Origin of the sequence: Streptomyces sp. NPDC096176 (assembly GCF_044763255.1) — a bacterium.
Classification (GTDB): Bacteria; Actinomycetota; Actinomycetes; order Streptomycetales; family Streptomycetaceae; genus Streptomyces.
This window is the reverse complement of record NZ_JBIWFV010000001.1, coordinates 304,585-327,823: the sequence shown is the minus strand read 5'-3', so window position 1 is coordinate 327,823 and position 23,239 is coordinate 304,585. Positions and strand designations below refer to the sequence as shown.

At 70.5% G+C, this 23,239-nt stretch carries 22 protein-coding genes; 8 read left to right on the top strand and 14 right to left on the bottom strand.

Going from position 1 to position 23,239, the window contains the following annotated elements; translation table 11 throughout:
• The first annotated feature begins 9 nt into the window (after positions 1-9).
• Positions 10-552 (top strand): carboxymuconolactone decarboxylase family protein, encoded by a 543-nt coding sequence (locus tag ACIQ7Q_RS01635; RefSeq protein WP_403855132.1) that lies wholly within the window; start codon positions 10-12, stop codon positions 550-552.
• Between the two features lie 72 nt (positions 553-624).
• On the top strand, positions 625-1,371 hold the full coding sequence (locus ACIQ7Q_RS01630; RefSeq protein WP_403855130.1) for an isocitrate lyase/phosphoenolpyruvate mutase family protein: 747 nt from the start codon (positions 625-627) through the stop codon (positions 1,369-1,371).
• Between the two features lie 257 nt (positions 1,372-1,628).
• Here ACIQ7Q_RS01630 and ACIQ7Q_RS01625 read toward each other — a convergent pair whose 3' ends face one another.
• From ACIQ7Q_RS01625 to ACIQ7Q_RS01605, 5 genes are read right to left on the bottom strand one after another with little or no spacing between them, the layout of a single operon-like run.
• Positions 1,629-2,594 carry an ABC transporter substrate-binding protein gene (locus ACIQ7Q_RS01625; RefSeq protein WP_403855128.1) on the bottom strand — a complete coding sequence of 322 codons (966 nt, stop codon included), beginning with the start codon at positions 2,592-2,594 and terminating at the stop codon, positions 1,629-1,631.
• A 42-nt stretch (positions 2,595-2,636) separates the two neighbouring features.
• Complete coding sequence (locus ACIQ7Q_RS01620; RefSeq protein ID WP_403855126.1) at positions 2,637-4,631, bottom strand: ABC transporter permease; 1,995 nt, start codon at positions 4,629-4,631, stop codon at positions 2,637-2,639.
• Positions 4,632-4,683: 52 nt separating this feature from the next.
• On the bottom strand, positions 4,684-5,739 hold the full coding sequence (locus ACIQ7Q_RS01615) for a glycine betaine/L-proline ABC transporter ATP-binding protein (RefSeq protein WP_403855124.1): 1,056 nt from the start codon (positions 5,737-5,739) through the stop codon (positions 4,684-4,686).
• Complete coding sequence (locus ACIQ7Q_RS01610; protein ID WP_403855122.1) at positions 5,736-7,265, bottom strand: GMC family oxidoreductase; 1,530 nt, start codon at positions 7,263-7,265, stop codon at positions 5,736-5,738. The genes ACIQ7Q_RS01615 and ACIQ7Q_RS01610 overlap by 4 nt, the downstream gene beginning before the upstream one ends.
• Before the next feature lie 25 nt (positions 7,266-7,290).
• Positions 7,291-8,778: an aldehyde dehydrogenase family protein gene (locus ACIQ7Q_RS01605; RefSeq protein WP_403855120.1), complete on the bottom strand. Its 1,488-nt coding sequence runs from the start codon at positions 8,776-8,778 to the stop codon at positions 7,291-7,293.
• A 240-nt stretch (positions 8,779-9,018) separates the two neighbouring features.
• On the opposite strand from ACIQ7Q_RS01605, the gene ACIQ7Q_RS01600 reads away from it, so the two are divergent.
• A complete protein-coding gene (locus ACIQ7Q_RS01600; protein ID WP_403855118.1) occupies positions 9,019-9,744 on the top strand; it encodes a DUF6882 domain-containing protein in 726 nt (241 codons plus the stop codon).
• On the opposite strand, the gene ACIQ7Q_RS01595 is transcribed toward ACIQ7Q_RS01600, so the two are convergent.
• Positions 9,692-10,246 (bottom strand): hypothetical protein, encoded by a 555-nt coding sequence (locus tag ACIQ7Q_RS01595; protein WP_403855116.1) that lies wholly within the window; start codon positions 10,244-10,246, stop codon positions 9,692-9,694. The two genes, ACIQ7Q_RS01600 and ACIQ7Q_RS01595, sit on opposite strands and share 53 nt — an antisense overlap.
• A 203-nt stretch (positions 10,247-10,449) precedes the next feature.
• Here ACIQ7Q_RS01595 and ACIQ7Q_RS01590 point away from each other — a divergent pair, with 203 nt between their 5' ends.
• The 3 genes from ACIQ7Q_RS01590 to ACIQ7Q_RS01580 are packed head-to-tail and all read left to right on the top strand — an operon-like array spanning position 10,450 to position 11,795.
• Positions 10,450-11,139: a helix-turn-helix domain-containing protein gene (locus ACIQ7Q_RS01590; RefSeq protein ID WP_403855114.1), complete on the top strand. Its 690-nt coding sequence runs from the start codon at positions 10,450-10,452 to the stop codon at positions 11,137-11,139.
• A 24-nt stretch (positions 11,140-11,163) separates the two neighbouring features.
• Complete coding sequence (locus ACIQ7Q_RS01585; protein ID WP_403855112.1) at positions 11,164-11,427, top strand: hypothetical protein; 264 nt, start codon at positions 11,164-11,166, stop codon at positions 11,425-11,427.
• The gene (locus ACIQ7Q_RS01580; RefSeq protein ID WP_403855110.1) at positions 11,424-11,795 is read left to right on the top strand and encodes a hypothetical protein; all 372 of its coding nucleotides are present in this window, start codon (positions 11,424-11,426) and stop codon (positions 11,793-11,795) included. The genes ACIQ7Q_RS01585 and ACIQ7Q_RS01580 overlap by 4 nt, the downstream gene beginning before the upstream one ends.
• Before the next feature lie 46 nt (positions 11,796-11,841).
• On the opposite strand, the gene ACIQ7Q_RS01575 is transcribed toward ACIQ7Q_RS01580, so the two are convergent.
• The 6 genes from ACIQ7Q_RS01575 to ACIQ7Q_RS01550 form a co-directional block, all read right to left on the bottom strand.
• Positions 11,842-13,224, bottom strand: a complete 1,383-nt coding sequence (locus ACIQ7Q_RS01575) for a B12-binding domain-containing radical SAM protein (protein WP_403855108.1) — start codon at positions 13,222-13,224, stop codon at positions 11,842-11,844.
• Between the two features lie 130 nt (positions 13,225-13,354).
• The gene (locus ACIQ7Q_RS01570; RefSeq protein WP_403855106.1) at positions 13,355-14,344 is read right to left on the bottom strand and encodes a malate dehydrogenase; all 990 of its coding nucleotides are present in this window, start codon (positions 14,342-14,344) and stop codon (positions 13,355-13,357) included.
• A 199-nt stretch (positions 14,345-14,543) separates the two neighbouring features.
• The gene (locus ACIQ7Q_RS01565) at positions 14,544-15,617 is read right to left on the bottom strand and encodes a helix-turn-helix domain-containing protein (protein WP_403855104.1); all 1,074 of its coding nucleotides are present in this window, start codon (positions 15,615-15,617) and stop codon (positions 14,544-14,546) included.
• 236 nt (positions 15,618-15,853) lie between these two features.
• Entirely contained in the window at positions 15,854-17,083 is a 1,230-nt protein-coding gene (locus ACIQ7Q_RS01560) for an NADP-dependent isocitrate dehydrogenase (RefSeq protein WP_403855102.1), read from the bottom strand.
• Between the two features lie 203 nt (positions 17,084-17,286).
• Positions 17,287-18,102, bottom strand: a complete 816-nt coding sequence (locus ACIQ7Q_RS01555) for a DUF3017 domain-containing protein (protein WP_403855100.1) — start codon at positions 18,100-18,102, stop codon at positions 17,287-17,289.
• Between the two features lie 14 nt (positions 18,103-18,116).
• The gene (locus ACIQ7Q_RS01550) at positions 18,117-18,986 is read right to left on the bottom strand and encodes a bifunctional methylenetetrahydrofolate dehydrogenase/methenyltetrahydrofolate cyclohydrolase (protein WP_403855098.1); all 870 of its coding nucleotides are present in this window, start codon (positions 18,984-18,986) and stop codon (positions 18,117-18,119) included.
• A 260-nt stretch (positions 18,987-19,246) separates the two neighbouring features.
• Here ACIQ7Q_RS01550 and ACIQ7Q_RS01545 point away from each other — a divergent pair, with 260 nt between their 5' ends.
• Positions 19,247-19,777, top strand: a complete 531-nt coding sequence (locus ACIQ7Q_RS01545) for a hypothetical protein (RefSeq protein ID WP_403855096.1) — start codon at positions 19,247-19,249, stop codon at positions 19,775-19,777.
• A 203-nt stretch (positions 19,778-19,980) separates the two neighbouring features.
• Here the strand turns inward: ACIQ7Q_RS01545 and purH are convergent, their stop codons facing one another.
• Complete coding sequence (gene purH, locus ACIQ7Q_RS01540) at positions 19,981-21,543, bottom strand: bifunctional phosphoribosylaminoimidazolecarboxamide formyltransferase/IMP cyclohydrolase (RefSeq protein WP_403855094.1); 1,563 nt, start codon at positions 21,541-21,543, stop codon at positions 19,981-19,983.
• Entirely contained in the window at positions 21,540-22,163 is a 624-nt protein-coding gene (gene purN, locus ACIQ7Q_RS01535; protein ID WP_403855092.1) for a phosphoribosylglycinamide formyltransferase, read from the bottom strand. Before purN ends, purH begins: the two co-directional genes overlap by 4 nt.
• Positions 22,164-22,398: 235 nt before the next feature.
• Here purN and ACIQ7Q_RS01530 point away from each other — a divergent pair, with 235 nt between their 5' ends.
• Positions 22,399-23,199: a hypothetical protein gene (locus tag ACIQ7Q_RS01530; RefSeq protein WP_403855090.1), complete on the top strand. Its 801-nt coding sequence runs from the start codon at positions 22,399-22,401 to the stop codon at positions 23,197-23,199.
• Positions 23,200-23,239 lie beyond the last annotated feature (40 nt).

The window sequence follows — 23,239 nt, the reverse complement described above, 5'->3', positions numbered from 1 at the left end:
GTCTTGACCATGACGACAACCACGACTGGGACGACACCGACGACCGTGACGGCATCGACGACGCCGAACGAGCCCCACGCCGCCGAGCACACCCCGCGCCTCGCCTGGACCGAGTTCGCCCCCGACGTCTACAAGGCCATGGTCAGGCTGGACCAGGCGTCCCGGAAGCACCTCGACCCGGTGCTGCTGGAGCTGGTCAAGATCCGCGCCTCGCAGATCAACCACTGCGCCTTCTGCCTCGACATGCACAGCAAGGACGCCTTGGCGGCGGGCGAGTCGGTCGAGCGGATCGTGCAACTCAGCGCCTGGGAGGAGTCGCGGCACTTCTACACGGAGAAGGAGATCGCGGCGCTCGAGCTGACGGAGGCGGTGACGGTGCTCACCGACGGGTTCGTGCCCGACGAGGTGTTCGCGAAGGCCGCCGAGCACTTCGACGAGACGGAACTGGCCCATCTCGTCTCGGCGATCACCGTCATCAACGCCTGGAACCGCTTCGGTGTGACCGCCCGCCTGGTTCCCGGTCACTACACACCCGGTTCGCTGAAGCACTGAGAACTGAAGCGCGCAGGAACGGAAGCACGCAGGAACGGAAGAGAAGCCACCGACGAAGGGCGAGGACGCGAGATGACTGCAGCAACGGGGACGTTCCGCGCCCTGCACCACGGCCGGGCGGCCCACGATCCGCTCGTGCTGCCGGGGCCGTGGGACGCGGCGAGCGCCCGCGCCTTCGCCGACGCGGGCTTCCCCGCCCTGGCCACGCCGAGCGCGGGTGTCTCGGCCTCGCTCGGCTACGACGACGGCGCGACGCCCGCGGACGAGATGTTCGCGGCCGTGGCCCGTATCGCCCGGGCCGTCGGCGTACCGGTGAGCGCGGACGTGGAGGACGGCTACGGGCTGCCTCCGAAGGAGCTGGTGGCCCGCATCCTCGACACGGGCGCGGTCGGCTGCAACCTCGAGGACACGGACGCCGCGACAGAAACGCTCAAGGACCCGCATCGGCACGCCGACTGGCTGGCGGAGGTCCGGGCGGAGGCGGGTGACGCGCTGTTCGTGAACGCCCGCGTCGACACGTACCTGCGCGGCGGGAGCGACCCGGCGGAAACGATCGCCCGCATCCGGCTGTACGTCGAGGCGGGCGCGGACTGCGTCTACCCCATTCTGGCGCCGCCGGAGCATCTGCCGCTGCTGCGGGCCGCGACGGACGCCCCGATCAACGTCGTCGCTCCCGCGACCGCGCCCCCCGTGGCCGAGCTGGGCCGCATGGGAGCGACCCGGATCACCTTCGGTCCAGGACTCCAGCAGCGGGCACAGGCCCATGTGGCGGATCTTGCACGGGAGTTGTACGGGCGAGGCGGACCGGACAAGCCCTGAGGTTGCTCAGCTCCGTTGAGCGGCGGTCGGCCCTACCCCCGCCGCTCGCGGACCGCCTGCCATCGCCACGAGGCTTGCCGCTCGGCCGACCACGCGGGGCTGCCGGCCACCGGCAAAGCGCTTGACGCTCGGCCAACCACGCGGTGGCCCGCCGGGCGCCGGCCCGGCGCTCGACGCCAAGCCCGCCGCCACAGGGGCTCACGCCCGGCGCGCCGGGCTCCGTCAGGCGCCCGGCGCGGCGGTCCCACGACCGCGCGTCACTTCCCGAGCCACGCCTTCCACGTCGGCTCGTTGGCCTTGACCCACTTCTCGGCCGCCGCCTCGGGGGACATCTTCTCCCCGGCGATCATCTGCGCGACCTCGTTCTGCTGCTCGGTCGTCCACTTGAAGTTCTTCAGGAGCTCGGCGGCGTCCCCGCCGTTCTTCGCGAAGTCGGCGTTGAGGAACTTCTGCAGCGGGGTGTTCGGGTAGGCGCAGGCGACCTTCTTCGGGTCGGCGTCGCAGCCCTCCTTGTACTCCGGGAGCTTGACCTCGACGAGTTCGACCTCGGCGTTCAGCCACTGCGGCGTCCACCAGTAGGTGAGGAAGGGCTTCTTGTCCTTGACGTACTTCTTGATGGCCGTGATCTGCGCCGCCTCGGAACCCGCGTAGTTCGTCTTCAGGTTCAGGTCGAGGTTCTTGATGATCGCGTCGTCGTTGGTGACGTAGTCCGGGGAGCCTTCGAGGATCTCGCCCTTGCCGCCGCTCTCGGCGGTCGCGAACTCCTTGGCGTACTTGTTGAGGTTCTTCCAGTCCGTCACATCGGGGTGCTCGTCGGCGAAGTACTTGGGCACGAACCAGCCGATGTGGCCGGTGACTCCGAGATCGCCGCCCTTGACGACGGTCTTCTTGTCCTCGACGTACCGCTTCTCTTCCTTCGGGTGTCCCCAGTCCTCCATGATCGCGTCGACGTCGCCCTTGGAGAGCGCGTCCCAGGCGAGGACCTCGCCCATCTGCTGGGACTTGACCGTGTAGCCGAGCTCCTTCTCCAGGATGTACTCCGCGACAGCCGTGTTGGCCTGCGCGCCGACCCAGGAGGGAACGGTGAGCTTCACGGTCTTGTCACCGCCTGCCGCGTCCTGGCTCTTGCCGGTGTCCGCGGCGCTGCACGCGCTGAGCGTCAGGACGCCCAAGGCGCCGACGACGGCGGTGGCGGTACGGATGGTTCTGGTGCGGTTTCGCATGATGGTGCTCCTGCTGTTCGTGACGGGGACGTCGGTGGTGGGTCAGGTGGATCCGTGACGCTTGCGGGCAGCCGGCTGGGTGACCCTGTCCAGTACGAGGCCGAGACAGACGATCGCCAGACCGGCGGTCATCCCGAGGCCCATCTCGCCGCGGGACAGGCCCTTGACGACGTCGTAGCCGAGCGCCCCGCCACCGACGAGTGCGCCGACGACGACCACGGCGAGAACAAGCACGACGCCCTGGTTGACGGCGAGCTGGAGAGCCGGCCGGGCGAGCGGCAGCTGGACCTGGAAGAGCTGCTGCCTGGCCGAGGCGCCGAGTGAGCGTGCCGCTTCCATGGCCGCGGGGTCGACCTCGCGCAGGCCCTGTGCGGTGATGCGCACGACGGCGGGCAGCGCGTACACGACGGCGGCGATGATGGCCGAGGCCCTGGTGACTCCGAAGAGCGCCACGACCGGGATGAGGTAGACGAACTGCGGCATCGTCTGCATGGCGTCGAGAACGGGCCTCAGCCAGCGCTCGAGGCGCCCGGCGCGGGCGCACACGACGCCCACGAGCACGCCGACGACCAGCGTGACGACCAGCGCGGCCAGCACCTGCGAGAGCGTGTTCAGGGACTTCGTCCATACTCCGAGCACGCCGATCGCCGACATCGCGAGCGTGGCCGTCAGGGCGGTCGCCCACGTGCCGACGATCCAGGCCAGGGCGGCGACGATCAGCAGGACCGACCACCAGGGCAGCCAGAGAAGGCCGTCCCGCAGCGGGTTGAGGATCCACAGGGTGAACTGCTCCGACCAGACCTCGGTGCCGCCGAGCACCGGGATGCCGGACGAGAGGTGCTCGGTGACCCAGCCCTGCGCCTTGTTCACCGGCGTGGAGATGTTGAACGTCCAGGCCTCGGGCCACGCGCCGCCGATCAGGAACCGGGCCGACACGGCCACGGCGGTGCCCGCCGCGACCAGGCCCCAGCCGGAGCGGCCGTGCAGCAGACCGCTGCCCGGGACGCTGTGGCCGATCCGGTCGCCGGCCGCCGCCGTCGTGCGGTCCAGCCAGATGGCGATCAGCACGATCGGGATGCCGGCGGTGAGCGCCTTGCCGACGTCGACGGTGGAGAGCGCCGAGTAGACCTCTTCACCGAGGCCGCCCGCGCCGACGAGGGCGGCGATGACCACCATCGACAGCGCCATCATGATCGTCTGATTGAGGCCGAGCAGCATCTGCCGGCGGGCGAGCGGCAGCCGGGCGGTCCGCAGGCGCTGCCACGGGCTCGCGCCGAGCGACGCGGACGCCTCGAGCACCGAGGAGTCGGCACCGCGCAGGCCGAGCGCCGTGAGACGGGCCATGGGCGGGGCGGCGTAGATGACGGTGCAGAACAACGCGGCCGGTGTGCCGGTGCCGAAGACCAGCACGAAAGGCAGCAGATACGCGAAGGCCGGCAGGACCTGCATCGTGTCGAGCACCGGTCGCAGCGCGCGGTTGATCCGGTCGGACAGGCCGGCCGCCAGGCCGATCAGCACTCCGAGCAGCGCGGCGGCCGCCACGGCGACGACCATCAGCGCGATGGTCAGCAGCGTGGCGTCCCACATGCCCAGCAGCCCGCACAGCGCGAACGCGCCGAACGCGGTCGCGGCCACCTTCGCCCCGCTGCGGCCGAGTCCGGCGGCGCGCCAGGCGACGAGGACGCCGACGGCGAGCACTCCGAGCCAGCCCATCGAGTGCAGCAGGTCGTACACGCCGCCGACCGCGTCGGTGGCGGTGTTGGACAGGTGCAGCAGGAAGTAGAGGAAGAGCGGGTGGGAGTCGCGGTTGTCGATGACCCACTTGTTGGCGTCGTCGAGCGGTCCCGAGATGTCGACGTGCAGAGCTTCCGGCCAGCTCCCGCTGCCCCACAGGGTGATCCCGGCGGGTACGAGGAGGACCGCGAGCGCGGCGAGCGCCAGCAGCTTGCCCTGCACGGGACTGCGCAGGACGTCGCGGAACGACCGCCTGGTGATGTTCTTCTTCTCCGCGGCGGGCGCGGACACGGCGGCGGTCATCGGCGCCACCGCCCGTCGGCGTTGCGGCGGGGCGTCAGGAGCGGTCTGCGGATCACGCGGCGGCCTCCTTGACGGCCGGGACGCCCGCGACGACGCAGAGCAGGCTCGCGTGGTCCACGACGCCGAGGCAGCGGCCGTCCTGGATCACCCGTGCGCTCTCGCCGGTGCGGGCCACGGCCTCGATCGCCTCGTACACCGTCGCGTCGGGGGCGAGCGCCGGGCCCGCCTCCGATTCGGACGCGTCGGCGGGCCGCATGGCGCTGCGCACCGTCATGACCTGCTCGCGCGGCACGTCGCGTACGAAGTCCCGCACATACTCGTCCGCCGGCTCGCCCACGATTTCCTCGGGCGTGCCCAGCTGGACGATCCTGCCGTCCCGCATCAGCGCGATCCGGTCGCCCAGCTTGAGCGCCTCGTTCAGGTCGTGCGTGATGAAGACCATCGTGCGGCCCTCCTCGCGGTGCAGCCGTACGACCTCCTCCTGCATGTCGCGCCGGATCAGCGGGTCGAGCGCGCTGAACGGCTCGTCGAACAGCAGCACTTCCGGGTCGACGGCCAAGGCGCGGGCCAGCCCGACGCGCTGCTGCTGCCCGCCGGACAGTTGACCCGGGCGGCGTGACTCCATGCCCTCCAGACCGACCTTGGTGACGAACTCGGCGGCGCGCCTGCGCCGTTCCGCGCGGCCGACGCCCTGGATCTCGAGTCCGTAGGCGACGTTGTCGAGGACCGAGCGGTGCGGCAGCAGCCCGAAGTGCTGGAACACCATGGACGCCCGGTGCCGGCGCAGTTCGCGCAGGCGCCCGGCGTCCATCGACAGCACGTCCTCGCCGTCGATGGCGATCGAGCCGGACGTCGGCTCGATGAGCCTCGTCAGGCAGCGCACCAGCGTCGACTTTCCGGACCCGGACAGACCCATGACGACAAAGACCTCGCCCTTGCGGACGTCGAAGGAGACGTCGCGCACGGCGGCGGTGCAACCGGTGCGGCCGCGCAGTTCGGTCGCGTCGAGGGCTTCGAACTCGGGGTTCGAGGGCACCCGGCCGGCCTTCGGGCCGAAGACCTTCCACAGGTCGCGTACGGAGAAGACAGGCGGCGGCGGAGTACTCATCGTGCATTACCTCCCAGCAGGTCCGCGCATTTCTCCCCGACCATCAGCACGCCGATCATCGGGTTGACGGCCGTCATCGTCGGGAAGACGGACGCGTCGGCGATCCGGACGCCGTCGAGGCCCCGGATCTTCAAGTCAGGTGCGACGACGGCGAGTTCGTCGTCGACCGCACCCATCCGGCAGGTGCCGGCAGGGTGGTAGACGGTGTGCGCGACCTTTCGCGCGTACTCGCTGATCTCCTCGTCGGAGGTGACCTCCGGCCCCGGGCAGACCTCGCGCTTCAGCCAGCCGGCGAGCGGTTCGCGCGCCGCGATCTCGCGCGCCAGCTTGATGCCGTCGACGAGGGTGCGGCCGTCGTAGTCGTCCTCGTCCGTGAAGTAGCGGAAGTCCAGCGCCGGCTTCACCTCGGGGTCGGCGCTGGTCAGGTACAGCCGGCCGCGGCTCCGGGGCTTCGGGATGTTCGGGGTCATCGACACACCGTGCGCGGGCCGCTCGTAGCCGAGGCGCTCGGGATTGTCGGTGAAGGGGATCTGGTAGAAGTGGAACATCAGGTCGGGCCCCGCGGACGCGGGGTCCCGCCGTACGAAGAGCCCGGCGTCGCTGTCCATCGCGGAGTTCTCCGGGATGGGCCCGTGGGTCTCCCAGACGATGACCGACTCCGGGTGGTCGAGCAGGTTCTCGCCGACGCCCGGCAGATCGTGGACGACGGGTATACCGAGCTTCTCCAGATCGGCACGCGGTCCGATGCCGGAGTGCATCAGCAGCCGGGGCGTGTCGACGGCACCCGCGCAGACGAGCACCTCGCGGCGGGCGCGTACGACCCGCTCCTCGCCGTCCTTGGCGCGCACGTGCACGCCGGTCGCCCGGGTGCCGTCCAGCTCCAGCCGGAACGCCCAGGTCTCCAGCGCGATGTGGAGGTTCGGCCGGTCCAGGAACGGGTGCAGATAGGCGACCGACGCCGAGGAGCGCTTGTTGTTCTCCGGGTGGTAGGCGAGGTCGAAGAAGCCGACGCCTTCGTGGAAGGGCTGCTGGTTGAAGCCCTCGATCCGCGGCACCTCGAGTGCGGTCTGCGCGGCGTCGACGAAGTCGCGGGCGATGGCGTTCCGGTCGGCCTCGTCGACCGGGACGACGTTGTTGCGCAGCTTCGCGAAGTACGGGTCCATGGCGTCCGCGTCCCAGCCGTCGGCGCCGGCCTCGGCCCACTCGTCCCAGTCGGACGGCAGCGGTTTGAAGGCGATGAGCGTGTTGTGCGACGAGCAGCCGCCCAGCACCCGTGCGCGGCTGTGCCGGATGTGCGAGTTGCCGCGGGGCTGCTCGGTGGTGGGGTAGTCGTAGTCGAGCTCGCCGCCGAGCAGTCCCATCCAGCGGCGCAGGGTCAGTACGTCGTCGCGGCCGACGTCGCTCGGGCCGCCCTCTATGACGGCGACGGTGACGTCGGGGTCCTCGGTGAGGCGGGAGGCGATCACGGAACCGGCGGTGCCGCCTCCGACGACGACATAGTCGTACTCGTGGATGTGGTCGGTCATGGTGCGTTTTCCTCGACTCGGCGACTCAGCCCGCGAACCAGCGCACGGGACGCGGGGCAAGGTTCTGGTAGATGTGCTTGGCCTCGCGGTATTCGGCGAGTCCGGCGGGGCCCAGCTCACGGCCGATGCCCGACTTGCCGAAGCCGCCCCACTCCGCCTGCGGCAGATACGGGTGGAAGTCGTTGATCCAGACGGTGCCGTGCCGCATCCGCCCGGCCATCCGGCGCGCCCGGCCGGCGTCGGCGGTCCATACGGCGCCCGCGAGGCCGTACTCCGTGTCGTTGGCCAGCGCGAGGGCCTCTTCCTCGGTACGGAAGGTCTCGACGGTCAGCACCGGGCCGAAGATCTCCTCGCGGACCACGCGCATCGAGCGGTGGCAGTGATCGAGGACGGTGGGCCGGTAGAAGTAGCCGGGCCCCTCCGGCTTCTCGCCGCCCGCCCGCAGCACCGCGCCTTCACCGAGCGCGGAGGCGACGAAGTCCTCGGTCCTGGCGAGCTGCTGCGCGGAGACCAGCGGGCCGCACTCGACGCCCTTCTCGGAGCCGCGTCCGAGGCGGATCTTCTCGGCCCTGCGCGCCAGCTCGGCGACGAACCTCTCGCGCAGCGATTCCTCGATGATGAGCCGCGATCCGGCGGAGCAGACCTGGCCGCTGTGGATGAAGGCCGCGTTCAGTGCCTGGTCGACGGCGGTGTCGAAGCTCTCCGGCGTGGCGCACGCGTCGGCGAAGACGACGTTCGGGTTCTTGCCGCCGAGTTCGAGGGCGACCTTCTTGACGCTGTCGGCGGCGGCGCGGGCCACCTTCGTACCGCTGACGAGCCCGCCGGTGAAGGACACGAGGTCCACGTCGGGGTGCTCGGCCAGGCGTGCCCCGACCTGGTCGCCGGGGCCGGTGACGACGTTCGCGGCGCCGGGGGGCAACCCGGCCTCCATCAGCAGGTCGATCAGGGCGACCGTGGTCAGCGGCGTGATCTCACTGGGCTTGATCACAAAAGTATTGCCCGCGGCGAGGGCCGGGGCAATCTTCCAACTCGCCTGAAGGAGTGGATAGTTCCACGGTGTGATCAACGCGCAGACGCCGACCGGCTCATGCACGACGACACTGTGGATTTCGTCGGACCCGGCGTCGACGACGCGGCCGCCGCTCTCGTTCGTGACCAGGTCGGCGAAGTAGAGGAACGCGTCGCGAACACAGTCGACGTCGACGCGGCCCTCTTCGAGGGTCTTGCCGGCGTCCTGGCTCTCCAGCGCGCCGAGCTTCTCCCTGTCGCGCTCCAGCAGCGCGGCGACGCGGCGCAGCAGGGCGGCCCGCTCTGCGACCGGGGTACGCGGCCAGGTGCCGTCGTCGAACGCGGCACGTGCGCAGTCGACGGCGTCATCCGTGTCGGCGACGCCGCCCTCGGCCACGACGGCGAAGACACTCCCGTCCACCGGGTCGATGATGTCGCGCGTGGCCCCGGAGACGGCGAACCGCCACTCTCCGCCCACGTGAATGGTCTGCTGTACTGCCGACACGTCCTGTTTGGCCTTTCGTTCCCGTTTTGCACCGCACCGGTCACCCACCCCGGCGATCTGGCTGCCTGCCCGAAAGACCGAAAACCATGCGCAACGGTTAACCGAATGTGTCCACGCTCACTCCGCGGCGACGTCCGGCGTCGGCGTCACACGTCGGCGTCACGCAGAGTGTCGGCAGGGGGACGGGCCGCCCCACCCCGCGCGATCATGCGGTCCGGCGTCGGCCCTAGGCTTTTCTTCATGGCCACGACCTTCAGCGCTCCGTTCCTCCGCCTCACCGAGCAGCACGCCGCCTGGGGCGCCGAACAACTCGAGACGTTCAACGCGTTCCTGCCCATGGGCGAGTGGAGCGCCGACCTCGGTCGGTGCCTGTACCGGCAGGCCGGGCGTGAGCTGCGGATCTCCCTGCTCGGGACGTTCGACGTGAACGACCGGTCGTGGCTGTGGGCCTGGGCCAACCCCGGCTTCCAGGGCTCACCCGTCGCCCGCGCGGCGGAGCGGATCAGGCAGTACGGACAGGCGCACGGGCTGCACGAGTTCACCGACGACCTCGTGCGCCTCGCCGGCCACGAGGATGCGCGGCGGGCGGCGGAGACCCTTGCCTTCACGGCGATGGGCGTGCTTGGCGCGGCGGGCTACATAGGCGTGCAGGCAAGCCCCGACGCCCGTGCGTACATGGTCCCCGACGACCCGCAGGTCCCCCGGGCCGAGCCCGATGCCATCACGCTGCCCCGGGTTCTGCTCACCGGGGCGGGGCTACTGGGCGGCTCGGCCCGACAGGTGGTCGCCGGGTACTTCGCTCACCACGAACTGCCGCAGCGGCAGGCCGAGGACCGTCTGAGCGCCGGACTCCCGAACGGAGGCACGGTCGACGTCCTCTTCGACGACCTCGACCGCATCGCGTCCGTGCACGTCAACTCCAGGGAGCCTGCCGCCGACCGGCCCGGCCCGCCAGGTCCCGCTTAGCCCCCGCGTGCCCGAGCGCCACCCCCGCCAAGACGACGGCGACAAACAGCAGCACCGTGATCGCCGGGTTCACGAAGGCGGGGACGAAGTCGTACGTGTGACCGTCCGACCACCGGCAGACCGAGCTCACCGGGAACAGACTGTCCTGCATGCGCTCCAGGTTCGGCCCGTCCACCGGCGAGGAGTACCCGTACCGCTGCGTCGCGCAGGTGTACCACTCGTTCTCGAGGCGGATGTAGCACAGAAGGCCGTACAGGTAGATCGCCAGCGCGACCGACACGCACACCAGCGAGACGTCCCGAAGAGTCCCCGCAAGGGTCGGTGCGCCGAAACGACCGCGGGCGGCGAACGCCGGGAAGAGGTAGGCGCTCAGCGTGATCAGGACCAGCACGCCCAGGATCACTATCCCGAAGGCGGCCATCCCGTGCTGGCCGGTGTCCGTTGCCAGTTGGACGGCATCGGCGGCGCCCACGGCGTCACGGGCCGTGCTGGTCGCAAGCATGCGCCCCATCATGCGCCATCCGCTCCCGCGCCGCCGCAAGCTCCTCCCAGTGATGCAGCAGCGCCCTGCACACTCGGCCCAGCGGCACATCGAGATCCATGTGATGCCGACCGCGCGCGGCTGCCACGCCGGGCTCGGCGGGCCCGTTCACCCTGGTCGAGCCCCGTGACGCGGACCTGTGCGCCTGCCTCGAAGTACAGGACGTGGGCCGTCTGATCACCGGCCGGCGAACGGTCAGCCAGTTCGCCAGGCGGTATGGAATCCTCCAGAGCCAGGCCCCCCTGACCGACGAGTTCCCCGACAGTCCGGACCGGCTCGCGAAAGCGCTCAACGAGCTCGAAGCAGCCGGATACCTGAGCCGCGTGAAGCACCGCGCCCCGGGCCAGCGCATCGGCACCCGGACCACGTACTACGAGTGCCCCGGCGCCAAGCCGGAGCCACGTGCGCCCCTGCGGCGGGTCAGCCTGGTCAAGCGGGAGCCCGGACGCGCAGCCGGCCACGCCGGCGCTCTGCCCGGCCTTGGTGAGCTGCTGCGCCAGCCCGCCGCCCAGCTCCTCGCCGGACTGCGGACGCTCGACCCGCGCCTGACGCTCTCCGTCCGCGACATCGCCGACCTGGCCCCGGCCGTCGCGCAGTGGCTGGACCGCGACGTACCCGGCCCGCAGGTCGCCCGTACTCTCGCCTCCGCGCTGCCCGCAGGCACCCTGTACCGACCGTCCCGGATCCTCGCGTACCGCCTCGAGAACTGGCTGCCGCCCGAGCTGCCGAAGCAAGCCGCGGCCGTGGGGGTCGTCCCGCTCCAGGAGTGCGAGGGCTGCGCCCGACCGTTCAGATCTGCGGTGCCGGGCCACTGCCGCGACTGCCGTCCGCCCTCTGCGGTAACCGAGGAATGAGGTATTCAATTGTATTCTCAACGAGTGGCTGACACGACGATCAAAATCACCGACGAGGTTCGCGACAGGCTGCGGATACTGGCGGAGGAGCGTGGCACCAGCGTCCGCGGCCTCGTCGAGCGACTGGCCGCCGAGACACCGACGGAGGCCGAGCGCGCGGAACGCTCCGCGCGAGGTCTGGCTTACGTCCGCGCAAACTTGTGCCGCGATCTCAGCGAGGACGACGTACAACGCGCCCAGCTGTGGCGGGCGGACATCGCGGCCGGCCGCATCGGGAGGCGTAGGTGATCATCCTTGATCACACCGCTGTTCTCGCCTTGTGCAGGGGACACCGTTTCCTGTCCGGTCTCGCAGTGGTCGAGGCGCCCGATCCTGCCCAGCGTGCCCATGTGCCCGCGCTCTGCCTGATCTCGGCGAGCCTGGAACTGCCGGGCGTCGCGGCTCACGTAGGCGCCTTGCCCGGCCTGGAGTTCGACCCGCTGGACTTCGCCGCATGCGCCGCCGTCGAGCAGGCCGTGTCCTCCGGCATCGACTGGCGCCACGCCCACGCGGTCCACGCCGCGGTGTCCGGCGCCGTCGACGGCCAGGTGCTCAGCGCGACGCCGGAGGCATACTCCGGGACCGGTGTATGGGTGGTCGACATCGGCAAGCCGTGACGATTCCCGACCGGATCGTCCTCGCGGGCTGACGCCGCGCCACCCTTCACCCCGCCCTGCGCCCTCCGAACGCCGCCAGCGTCCGCTCCAGCACCGGCATCGCCCGCACCACCCGCCTGGAGCGGATCAGCGCGTCCCACGCGGGCTCGAACTTCTTCCAGCCGCCCGCGTACGCGAGATGGCGCAGCCGCTCGTGCGCGCCGGGCTGGGCGGAGGCGCCGCGCCAGATGTTGGACCAGCGGTAGAAGTCGCGGTACGCACGCCAGTAGCCGTCCTCCAGCTCCTTCGGGGTCATGCCCTTGGGGCGGTAGACGACGTGGCGGGTGTCGTAGAGGTCCCAGTCACGGTGCACGATCCGGTCCTCCGCCACCATCTGCTTCCACAGTCCGGTGGACGGATACGGCGTCATGATGTGGAACGTCGCCGTCTCGATGCCCTGCTCGACGGCCCACTCCACCGTGCGGTCGAAGACGTCAGGGCCGTCCTGGTCGAGACCGAAGACGAAGCTGGCATTGACCATGACGCCGGCGTCGTGCAGACGGCGGACCGCCGCGTCGTAGTCCTTGCCGATGTTCTGGTTCTTGCGCCGCTCCGCGAGGTTCGCGTCGTTGACGGTCTCGAAACCCACGAACAGACTGCGCAGGCCCGCGTCGACCGCCCGCTCCAACAGGCCGGGCCGCAGCACGGAGTTGACCGTCCCGGCGGCCTGCCAGAGGCGGCCCATTCCCTTCATCCCGTCGAACAGGGCCTCCGCGAAACGGCGGTTGCCCAGCAGATGGTCGTCGAGGAAGTAGAGATGACGGCCCGGCAGCCGGTCGATCTCACCGAGCGCGTCGTCGACGGTCTGCGTGTAGAAGGACTTGCCGCCCTCGAAGAACGCGTCCTTGTAGCAGAAATCGCAGTGGTGCGGGCAGCCGCGCGAGACGACGATCGAGTTCGGAACCAGGTACAGGTGACGCTTGATCAGGTCGCGGCGGACGGGCGGCAGGCCGACGAGCGTGCGCTGGGCCGTGGAGTCGTAACGCCTCGCGGGAACGCCGTCCCGGAAGTCCTTCAGGAAGAGAGGCCACTGTTCCTCCCCCGGCCCCGTGAAGATCGTGTCGGCGTGCGCGGCGGCCTCTTCCGGCAGTGAGGTGACGTGCAGCCCGCCCATCGCCACGTGCACGCCGCGTGCCCGGAAGTGGTCGGCTATCTCGTAGCCGCGCCGCGCGGAGGTGATGTACGGCTGGAGCACCAACAGGTCGGGGCTGGGCAGCGCCTCGATGTCGATGCGCTCGACGTGCTCGTCGTACAGCGTCACCTCGTCCGTGTCGTCGAGGTATGCCGCGAGGGTCGCGAGACCGAGCGGCGGGAAGAGCGAGTACTTGATGGGGCGGAAGAGCGGACTGGTCGCTTCGGTCAGGGCCGGCAGGATCATCATCACGCGCATGTGAGCCGAGACTCGGAAACACACCGCCCCAGTTCCCGAACGCGTTCAAAACTTTTCCGCTGCGTTCCGGTGGAACGCCGTACGCCCCGGCCGCAGGAGCGACCGGGGCGTACGCACGACGGGGGAAGCGTCAGATCAGGCCGAGCTCACGAACCGCGGCGCGCTCCTCCTCGAGCTCCTGCACGGACGCGTCGATGCGCGCACGCGAGAACTCGTTGATGTCCAGGCCCTGGACGATCTCGTACTTGCCGTCCTTGCAGGTGACGGGGAAGGAGGAGATCAGGCCCTCCGGGACGCCGTAGGAGCCGTCCGACGGGATGCCCATGGAGGTCCAGTCGCCCGCGGCGGTGCCGTTGACCCACGTGTGGACGTGGTCGAGGGCCGCGTTGGCGGCGGAGGCGGCCGAGGACGCACCACGGGCCTCGATGATCGCCGCGCCGCGCTTCGCGACGGTCGGGATGAACGTGTCGGCCAGCCACGCCTCGTCGTTGACGATCTCGGCGGCGTTCTTGCCGGCGATCTCCGCGTGGAAGATGTCCGGGTACTGGGTCGCCGAGTGGTTGCCCCAGATCGTGAGGCGCTTGATGTCGGAGACGGCGGCGCCGGTCTTGGCGGCCAGCTGCGAGATCGCGCGGTTGTGGTCGAGGCGGGTCATCGCGGTGAAGCGCTCGGCCGGTACGTCCGGGGCCGCGGCCTGGGCGATGAGGGCGTTGGTGTTGGCCGGGTTGCCGACGACGAGGACGCGGATGTCGTCCGCGGCGTTGTCGTTGATGGCCTTGCCCTGCGGCTTGAAGATGCCGCCGTTGGCGGAGAGCAGGTCGCCGCGCTCCATGCCCTTGGTGCGCGGGCGGGCGCCGACGAGCAGGGCGACGTTGGCGCCGTCGAAGCCGACGTTCGGGTCGTCGGTGATCTCGATGCCCTTGAGCAGCGGGAAGGCGCAGTCCTCGAGCTCCATGGCGGTGCCCTCGGCGGCCTTGAGTCCCTGTGGGATCTCGAGCAGGCGCAGCTTGACCGGCACATCCGCGCCGAGCAGGTGGCCGGAGGCGATACGGAAGAGCAGCGCGTAGCCGATCTGGCCGGCCGCGCCGGTCACGGTGACGTTGACGGGAGTGCGGGTCATGGCGATCTCCGTAAGACAGCTGGCGGTGGGCAACTCTGCCCCTCGTGCGGGACCTCTCGTCCACGCCCTGCTGAATCTTGACGTGAAGAGATTTCCAGCGGTCAGGCTATCCGACCCGGACGCGCGCAGTCCTCCGACCCCTTGCGGCGCGGCTCACCACGTCGCACCACAAGATCGTCACCGTGTGTCACGCCCCGCGTCACTGCGGGGAGGTGCAGCCCTCCGCACCGGCCTTGAGCGTGGCGCACGCCTTCACGTCGGCCGGATCGGGGGCCGCCGCCATCGGCGTGTACGCGTCCTTGTCCGCGTTGACCAGAGCGCTCTCCCGGGCCTTGCCGCCGACGGCTATCTGCACCGAGTCGCCGACGGCCGCCTGGGTGATACGGGCCCAGGCCGCGCCGCAGACCTCGCTGTGACGGACCTCGACCACCGCCGTGCCGACGGTCGTCGTGGAGACGGTCTTCGCGTACTCGCCGCCGCAGCCCATGCTCTCCGGATCCTGGCCGCCGCAGTCGGCGCCGTTGCACTTCACGCCGGCGGGCAGCTGCGGGCTGCTGGTGGTGGGGGCGGCCGACCGCGTCGGGGCGGCCTGCCTGCCGTCGTCGCCACTGTCGCCGTCGACCAGCAGCCAGACCCCGGCGCCCACGATGAGCACGCTGGCGACTGCGGCGGCGATGAACGGGGCCTTCCTGCGGCGCCTGACGGGGCGATCGGCGGGGGCCGCGGGCGCGCCGGCGCCGTGCGGGGGCCGCCCGGCCTGCTGCGGTACGCGCTGCGGGGCCGTTCCGCCGGCGGGGCCGTTGGGGCCGGGCCCGTACGACGCGCCCGCCATGGGGGGCCACCCCGAGCCGGACGGCCCGCCGCCGGACGCGGGACGAGTGCCGGGCCCGGTCGTGCCGCGCCGGGGCGCAGCGGTGGGCGCGCCCTGGCCGGCGCCACCCCCGAGCGCCTCGCGCGCCTGCGAGATCCGTATCGCTTCCATCGTCATGTCGTGCCGCATCTCGGCCCGGCTCCACGCACGCTCGGCGAGTTCCCACATGGTGGTCACATGAATGGGGCTCGTGCCGGTCACTTCGGCGAGCGCGACGACGGCGCCCTTGGGGGCGAGGAGCCGCCCGTTGAGATAACGCTCCCAGGACGTCTTGCTGTACCCGGTGCGGTCCGAGACGGCCGCGATGCTCAGTCCGCTGCGGTCGACGAGACCTCGCAGCTGCCCCATGAACTCGCGGACCTCCGGGTCCAGCCCCTCGGGCAATTCCCTCCAACGAGGCATTGGTACTTCCCCCTTGTCCCCCGAAGTGCTTTATATACCCCCGCGCTGCCGATGCGCCTCGGGTGCGGCCCCAGTCTCGCATCCGTAGCACGACGATCACACCGTGGCGGAATGGTCACTTCCGTGCCACAGGCCACAGTCGTCCCTTGAACGCATTTGGCGCGTCCATGACTCTTGAAGCACGACGGCGCCCGTCCTCCCTCGGGGGAGAGGACGGGCGCCGTCGGCGTCCGGCGTCACAGCAGGCCGTGGTCGGCCATCTTCTTCTGCAGGTTGGCGTCCAGGGTCTGCAGGAACTGCTCCGTGGTCTGCCACGGCTGGTTGGGGGAAATCAGCAGCGCCAGGTCCCTGGTCATCTGACCGCCCTCGACGGTCTCCACGCACACCCGCTCGAGCGCCTCCGCGAACCCGGTCACCTCGGGGGTGCCGTCCAGTCGGCCGCGGTGGGCGAGGCCGCGGGTCCAGGCGTGGACCAACGCGATCGGGTTGGTCGAGGTGTCCCTGCCCTGCTGGTGCTGGCGGTAGTGCCGGGTGACCGTGCCGTGCGCCGCCTCCGCCTCGACGGTCCTGCCGTCCGGGGACATCAGGACGGAGGTCATCAGGCCGAGCGAGCCGAAACCCTGCGCGACGATGTCCGACTGGACGTCGCCGTCGTAGTTCTTGCACGCCCAGACATAGCCGCCCTCCCACTTGAGTGCGGCGGCCACCATGTCGTCGATCAGACGGTGCTCGTAGGTCAGGCCGGCCCTGTCGAACTCCCCCTTGAACTCGGCGTCGAAGACCTCCTGGAAGATGTCCTTGAACCGGCCGTCGTACTTCTTGAGGATCGTGTTCTTCGTGGACATGTAGACCGGGTAGCCACGGCCGAGCCCGTATCGGAACGAGGCGCGCGCGAAGTCGCGGATCGAGTCGTCGTGGTTGTACATGCCGAGCGCGACGCCGGGGCCGGGGAACCGGTGCACCTCGACCTCGATCGGGTCGGAGCCGTCCTGCGGGGCGAACGACATCGTCAGGGTGCCCGGCCCGGGGACCTTGAAGTCGGTGGCGCGGTACTGGTCGCCGAAGGCGTGGCGGCCGACGACGATCGGCTTCGTCCAGCCCGGCACCAGCCGGGGCACGTTCCACATGATGATCGGCTCACGGAAGATGACGCCGCCGAGGATGTGGCGGATCGTGCCGTTCGGCGAGCGGTACATCGCCTTGAGTTTGAACTCCTCGACCCGCGCCTCGTCGGGGGTGATCGTGGCGCACTTGACGCCAACGCCGTGTTTCGCGATGGCGTTGGCGGCCTCGACGGTCACCTGGTCGCCGGTGGCATCGCGATGCTCGATGCCCAGGTCGAAGTACTTCAACTCGACATCGAGGTACGGCAGGATCAGCTGTTCCTTGATGAACCGCCAGATGATGCGGGCCATCTCGTCACCGTCGAGTTCGACGACGGGGTTGACTACCTTGATCTTGGCCATCGGGTGAACGTCCCTCTCGCGCGTCGACCGGCCCGCCGCCCCCGAGGGGAGGAAACGGGCCATCTCGACATCAAGCTACTCGCGAGAGAGGGCGACACTCCGGATCCCGGCCGCAGGACCGGCCCCGGGACCTCCCGTTCGGACCCAGGGCCCTTCGTTCGGACCTGAAAGAAAGACCCTCGACCCGATGCGGACGAGAGGCCTCAGCGCACCGTGAAATGAACGGCGTCCTCGAGGAACGGCACGTCGAGCCACGGCTTCGGCTGCGCCACCAGGGCGAGCAGAACGATCATCGTGCCCAGCAGCCCGTACGTGATCATGTCCGTGAAACGCGAGCGGACGGCGAGCATGCCGACGGAGGGCGTGACCCGCCGCAGCACGGCTCCGACGATCAGGCCGGCGCCGATCAGGATCGTGCCGACCCGGAAGGCGTCCGCGAAGGCGTCGGTGCCGATGATCAGCAGGCCGATGCCGGTCAGAGTCAGGACAGTGAGCAGCGGCCACTGCCGCGCGGGCGCCGGGGCGTCCCTGGGCGCGGCCCGACCGCCACCCTCGGGCCGCGCGGTGTCACGCGTGACGGTCGGCGGGCGCCTTGAGCCCGCTCTGCGGGCGGCGTCGTCCGAATCCTCGGACGCACCCCCGGGGCCGTCCTGCGGCCCGTCCACCGACGCCTCTTCGCCGGAACCCGCGTCGGGGCCGGGGTCAGTGCCGTTCAGCCACGCCCGGACCTCCTCCTCGGACGGCAGCTCCTCGCCCTCGGAAGGGTCGGAGTCGTCGAGGGCTTCGCCGTCCTTGGGGTTGTCGGACGTGGAGCCGTCGACGGCGTCCGCGGTCCCGGCGCCCTCGGCCGGCTCCGCACCGCTCACGTCCGCCGGACCCTGCCCGCGGTCGTCGCCGGCGGCAGGGCCGGGCGAGGAACCGTTCGAGGAGTCCCTCGAAGGGCCCTTCGAGGGGCCGGAGGCGGAGCCGTCGGGCCCGGCGGCCTGCGGGGCCACGTCGTCGTTCGGGCGCACGTCCATCGGACCGGCCCCCGTCAGACCGCGGACTCGGCGGAAGCCGCGCGCTCGGCCGCCTCGACCACGTTCACCAGCAGCTGCGCCCGCGTCATCGGGCCGACGCCGCCCGGGTTCGGCGCGACCCAGCCGGCCACCTCCGCGACACCGGGGTGGACGTCGCCGACGATCTTGCCGTTCTCGTCGCGGCTGACGCCGACGTCGAGGACGGCCGCGCCCGGCTTGACGTCCTCGGGCTGGATCAGGTGCGGCACGCCGGCCGCCGCGACGATGATGTCGGCCTGCCGGAGGTGGGCGGAGAGGTCGCGCGTACCGGTGTGGCACTGCGTGACCGTCGCGTTCTCGGACTTGCGGGTGAGCACAAGCGGCATCGGCCGCCCGATCGTGATACCCCGCCCGACGACCACCACGTTCGCGCCCTTGATCTCCACTCCATGGTGGCGCAGCAGCTGGACGATGCCGTACGGGGTGCACGGCAGCGGCCCCTCGACGCCGAGCACCAGCTTGCCGAGGCTCATCGGGTGCAGCCCGTCCGCGTCCTTGGCCGGATCCATCAGCTCCAGCACCCGGTTTGCATCGATGCCCTTGGGAAGCGGGAGTTGGACGATGTAGCCGGTGCACTCGGGGTTCTCGTTGAGCTCCCGCACGACCGCCTCGATCTCCTCCTGCGTGGCGGTGTCGGGCAGTTCGCGCTGGATCGAGGCGATGCCGACCTGCGCGCAGTCGCGGTGCTTGCCGTTGACGTACCAGCGACTTCCCGGGTCGTCTCCGACGAGAAGGGTCCCGAGCCCGGGGGTGACACCCCGCCCCTTGAGGGCCGCCACGCGGGCGGTCAGATCGGACTTGATCGCAGCTGCGGTGGCCTTGCCATCGAGAATCTGGGCAGTCATGCGCCCATCCTCGCGGATGAACCCTCCCTCGTTCCAATCCGGCCCACGGGGCGGGCATCGCCTCGGCGGAGCCCCGCAAGCACAACAGGTTGCACTTGCACAACACCTGCGTATACCGACTGGACAAAAAGTCGACGCAGATACGACGATGAACCGCGCAGTGCCGCGGGCAGTGCCGGGGGGCAACTAGAGATCGACAGTCGTGCAGTTCCTCCGCTCCGACCGCGTCGTCCCCGCACTTTCAACGGAGGAAACCCGCCATGAGCTTCGGCGACCCGAACAACCCCTACGGCCAGCAGCAGGGCCAGCAGCCCGGCTACGGCTACCCCCAGGCACCGCCGGTCCAGCAGCCCTACGGCGGCGGTTACCCGGCCGGTCCGACCGAGATGCCCGGCATCACCAAGGCCGCCCGTATCTTCCTCTTCGTCATCGTCGCCTGCCAGCTCGCTGTCGCCGCTCTCTACGGCTACACGATCTCGGAGTTCGACAAGGCCGCGGCCGACCTGAACGGCACCGAGAGCGAAGCCTTCGCCGACCTCGGCAAGGGGGTGCTCGGGTTCCTCCTGGTGCTCTCCCTCGTCTTCGCCGCGCTGGGCCTGGTCCTCGCGCTGAAGTACGCCAACGGCGCCAACGGCGTCCGCGTCTGCTCGATCGTCTACGGCGCCTTCGCCATCATCAGCGGCATCTTCACCATCCCGATCGGCCTGATCACGCTGATCGTGGCGATCCTGCTGATCGTGTTCGCGTCCAAGAGCGCGACCGCAGACTGGTTCAAGCGACCGCGTCACTGACCTCGTGGCGCTCCGAAGGCCGTGACTCCCGACGGGATCACGGCCTTCGGTCTTTCTCGGCCGGTCTCGTGCCGCACCGGCGGAAAGCCGTGCTCTTGGGCCCTCCCTCTCCCTACCCCGGCGCTGACTCCACCTGGGGAGGGGAACGGACGGCCCGCCGGCTTGCGACCGGCGGGCCGTCTTCGCGCGCTCAGTGCTCACGCTCAGTGGAAGAAGTGGCGCGTCCCCGTGAAGTACATCGTCACGCCGGCCTTCTTCGCGGCCTCCACGACCAGCTCGTCGCGGACCGAACCGCCCGGCTGCACCACGGCCTTGACGCCCGCCGCGGTCAGGATCTCCAGCCCGTCCGGGAACGGGAAGAACGCGTCCGACGCGGCGTACGCGCCGCGCGCCCGCTCCTCGCCGGCCCGCTCGACCGCGAGCTTCGCGGAGTCGACGCGGTTGACCTGCCCCATGCCGACACCCACGGAGGCGCCGTCCTTGGCGAGCAGGATCGCGTTGGACTTCACAGCGCGGCAGGCCCGCCATGCGAAGGCCAGCTCGGCGAGCTCCTCGACGGAGAGTGCCTCGCCGGTCGCCAGCGTCCAGTTCGCCGGGTCGTCGCCGTCGGCCTGCAGACGGTCGGTCACCTGGAGAAGCGCGCCGCCGTCGATGGGCTTGATCTCGACCGGGTTCGCGGGGGCGCCCTCGGCGCGCAGCACCCGGATGTTCTTCTTCTTGGCCAGGACCTCGACCGCGCCCTCCTCGTAGCCGGGCGCGACGATCACCTCGGTGAAGATCTCGGCGACCTGCTCGGCCATCGCCACGGACACCGGGCGGTTGACCGCGATCACACCGCCGAACGCGGACAGCGGGTCGCAGGCGTGCGCCCTGCGGTGCGCCTCCGCGACGTCCGCACCCACCGCGATGCCGCACGGGTTGGCGTGCTTGATGATCGCGACGCACGGCTCGGAGTGGTCGTACGCGGCCCGACGCGCGGCGTCGGTGTCCGTGTAGTTGTTGTACGACATCTCCTTGCCGTGCAGCTGCTCGGCCTGCGCCAGGCCGCCGCTGCCGGAGGTGTAGAGCGCGGCGGCCTGGTGCGGGTTCTCGCCGTAGCGCAGCACGTTCTCGCGCTCCCACGTGGCACCGAGGAAGTCCGGGAACTCCGACTCGTCGGCGGGGGCGTAGGACGAGGCGAACCAGGAGGCCACGGCGACGTCGTAGGCGGCGGTGTGCTGGAACGCCTCCGCCGCGAGCCGCTTGCGTGCCGCCAGGTCGAAGCCGCCGTCGTTGACCGCGGACAGGACGTCCGAGTAGCGGGCCGGGCTGGTGACGACCGCGACCGAGGGGTGGTTCTTGGCTGCGGCGCGGACCATGGAGGGCCCGCCGATGTCGATCTGCTCGACGCACTCGTCCGGACCGGCGCCGGAGGCGACCGTCTCCTTGAACGGGTACAGGTTCACGATCACCAGCTGGAAGGGCTCGACGCCGAGCTCGGCGAGCTGGCTGCGGTGATCCTCCAGACGCAGGTCGGCGAGGATGCCGGCGTGCACGCGCGGGTGCAGCGTCTTGACCCGGCCGTCCAGGCACTCCGGGAAGCCGGTCAGCTCCTCGACCTTGGTCACCGGCACACCGGCGGCGGCGATCTTCGAGGCCGTGGAGCCGGTCGAGACGAGTTCGACGCCCGCCTCGTGCAGGCCGCGGGCGAGGTTCTCGAGCCCCGTCTTGTCGTAGACGCTGACCAGCGCGCGACGGATGGGCCGCTTCATGGATTCGGCGGTCACGGGATAATTACCTTTCGTCCCTCAATGCGGTAGCCGTTACGGGCCAGACGCCCCACGACATCGACGAGCAGCCTTCGCTCGACTTCCTTGATGCGCTCATGAAGAGCGTCGCCACCGTCTGCGTAGTCCTCGTCCCGGACCTCGACCACGCCCTGGGCGATGATCGGCCCGGTGTCGACGCCGTCGTCGACGAAGTGGACGGTGCACCCGGTGACCCTGACGCCGTGCGCGAGTGCGTCGCGCACGCCGTGGGCTCCGGGGAAGCTGGGCAGCAGGGCGGGATGTGTGTTCACGAACCGCCCTCCGAAGCGCGCGAGGAACTCCTTCCCCACGATCTTCATGAAACCGGCCGACACGACGAGGTCCGGCTCGTACGCGGCAGTGGCCTCGGCGAGCGCCGCATCCCACTCGTCGCGGGTGGCGAAATCCTTCACCCGGCAGACGAAGGTCGGCACGCCCGCGCGCTCCGCGCGCTCGAGACCGGCGATGCCCGCCCTGTCCGCGCCCACGGCGACGATCTGCGCTCCGAATCCGTCCGGGTCGGCGGCGATCGCGTCGAGAAGGGCCTGAAGATTCGTCCCTGACCCGGAGACCAGGACGACGAGGCGGGCGGCAGCCACAGAGAGACTCTTTTCGCGTTACGGTGCGGCATACGGTGCGACTTTGTGCGGTCGTACGAACGAGTCGCATCCCCGGATACGGGGAACTCTACGAAGGGGTCGACCGTCAGCAACGATACCGGCACACAGAACGGCCCCCACGGGACGGGGGCGTGGCCGGAAGGTAGCGTCTGGGGGCAGAGCCCGCGCCAGACGGGCCCGATCACGGGCATGACGAGGGGAAGACGTTCACCAGATGCCGGACCGACGCCGCCGTACGGACCTCCTGTTGCCGCGGGAGCGCCAGTCCACGGACGACAACAACCCCTTCGCGCCGCCGCCGGAGGGCAGGCCGGACCAGCCGTGGCAGCCACGCCACCCGTCGCAGAGCGACGACTCGTCCTCGAACTCGAAAGACTCCGGCTCACCGGACTCACCGGACTCATCCGACGGGGGCAGCTCCGGCTCGGGCTCCAACCGGGGCAGCCAGTGGAGCAGCCGCCAGCCCGGCCGCTCCTCGGGCGGCTTCGGCGGCCGCCCCGGATCTGACGGGAACGGTGGCTCGGGCGGGCAGTCCGGCGGCCCCGGGGGCATGCGCTGGGACCCGACGGACCCGGCCCAGCGGCGAGCGCGGTACGCCCTGCTGTCGGGCATGTGGGCGTTCTTCTTCGCGGTCTTCGACTTCGCCGAGATCGCTCTGCTGCTGGGCGCGCTCGCGCTGTACTGGAGCATCAGCTCCCTGCGGGCCAAGCCCCAGCGCCGGGTGTCCGCCGACGCCCTGACGACGGGCGGCACCCCGCCGAACGCTCCGCCCCCGCCGCCGCACGCCCCCGCTTCCGCCACCACGTCGGGCGGCAAGCCGCAGATCACCTCGGCCGTGAGCGGACTGGTGATGGCGAGCATCGCCCTGCTGATCGTGGCGGCCTCGTTCACGGCGCAACTGGTCTACCGCGACTACTACACCTGCGTGAACGACGCCCTGACGAAGTCGGGCCAGCTGGCCTGCAACGAGGAACTCCCGAAGCCGCTGCGCGGCATTCTGGGCGTCAAGGAGTAGCACCCCGCATCGCGGAACCACGTGACGCCGCGACGGACTC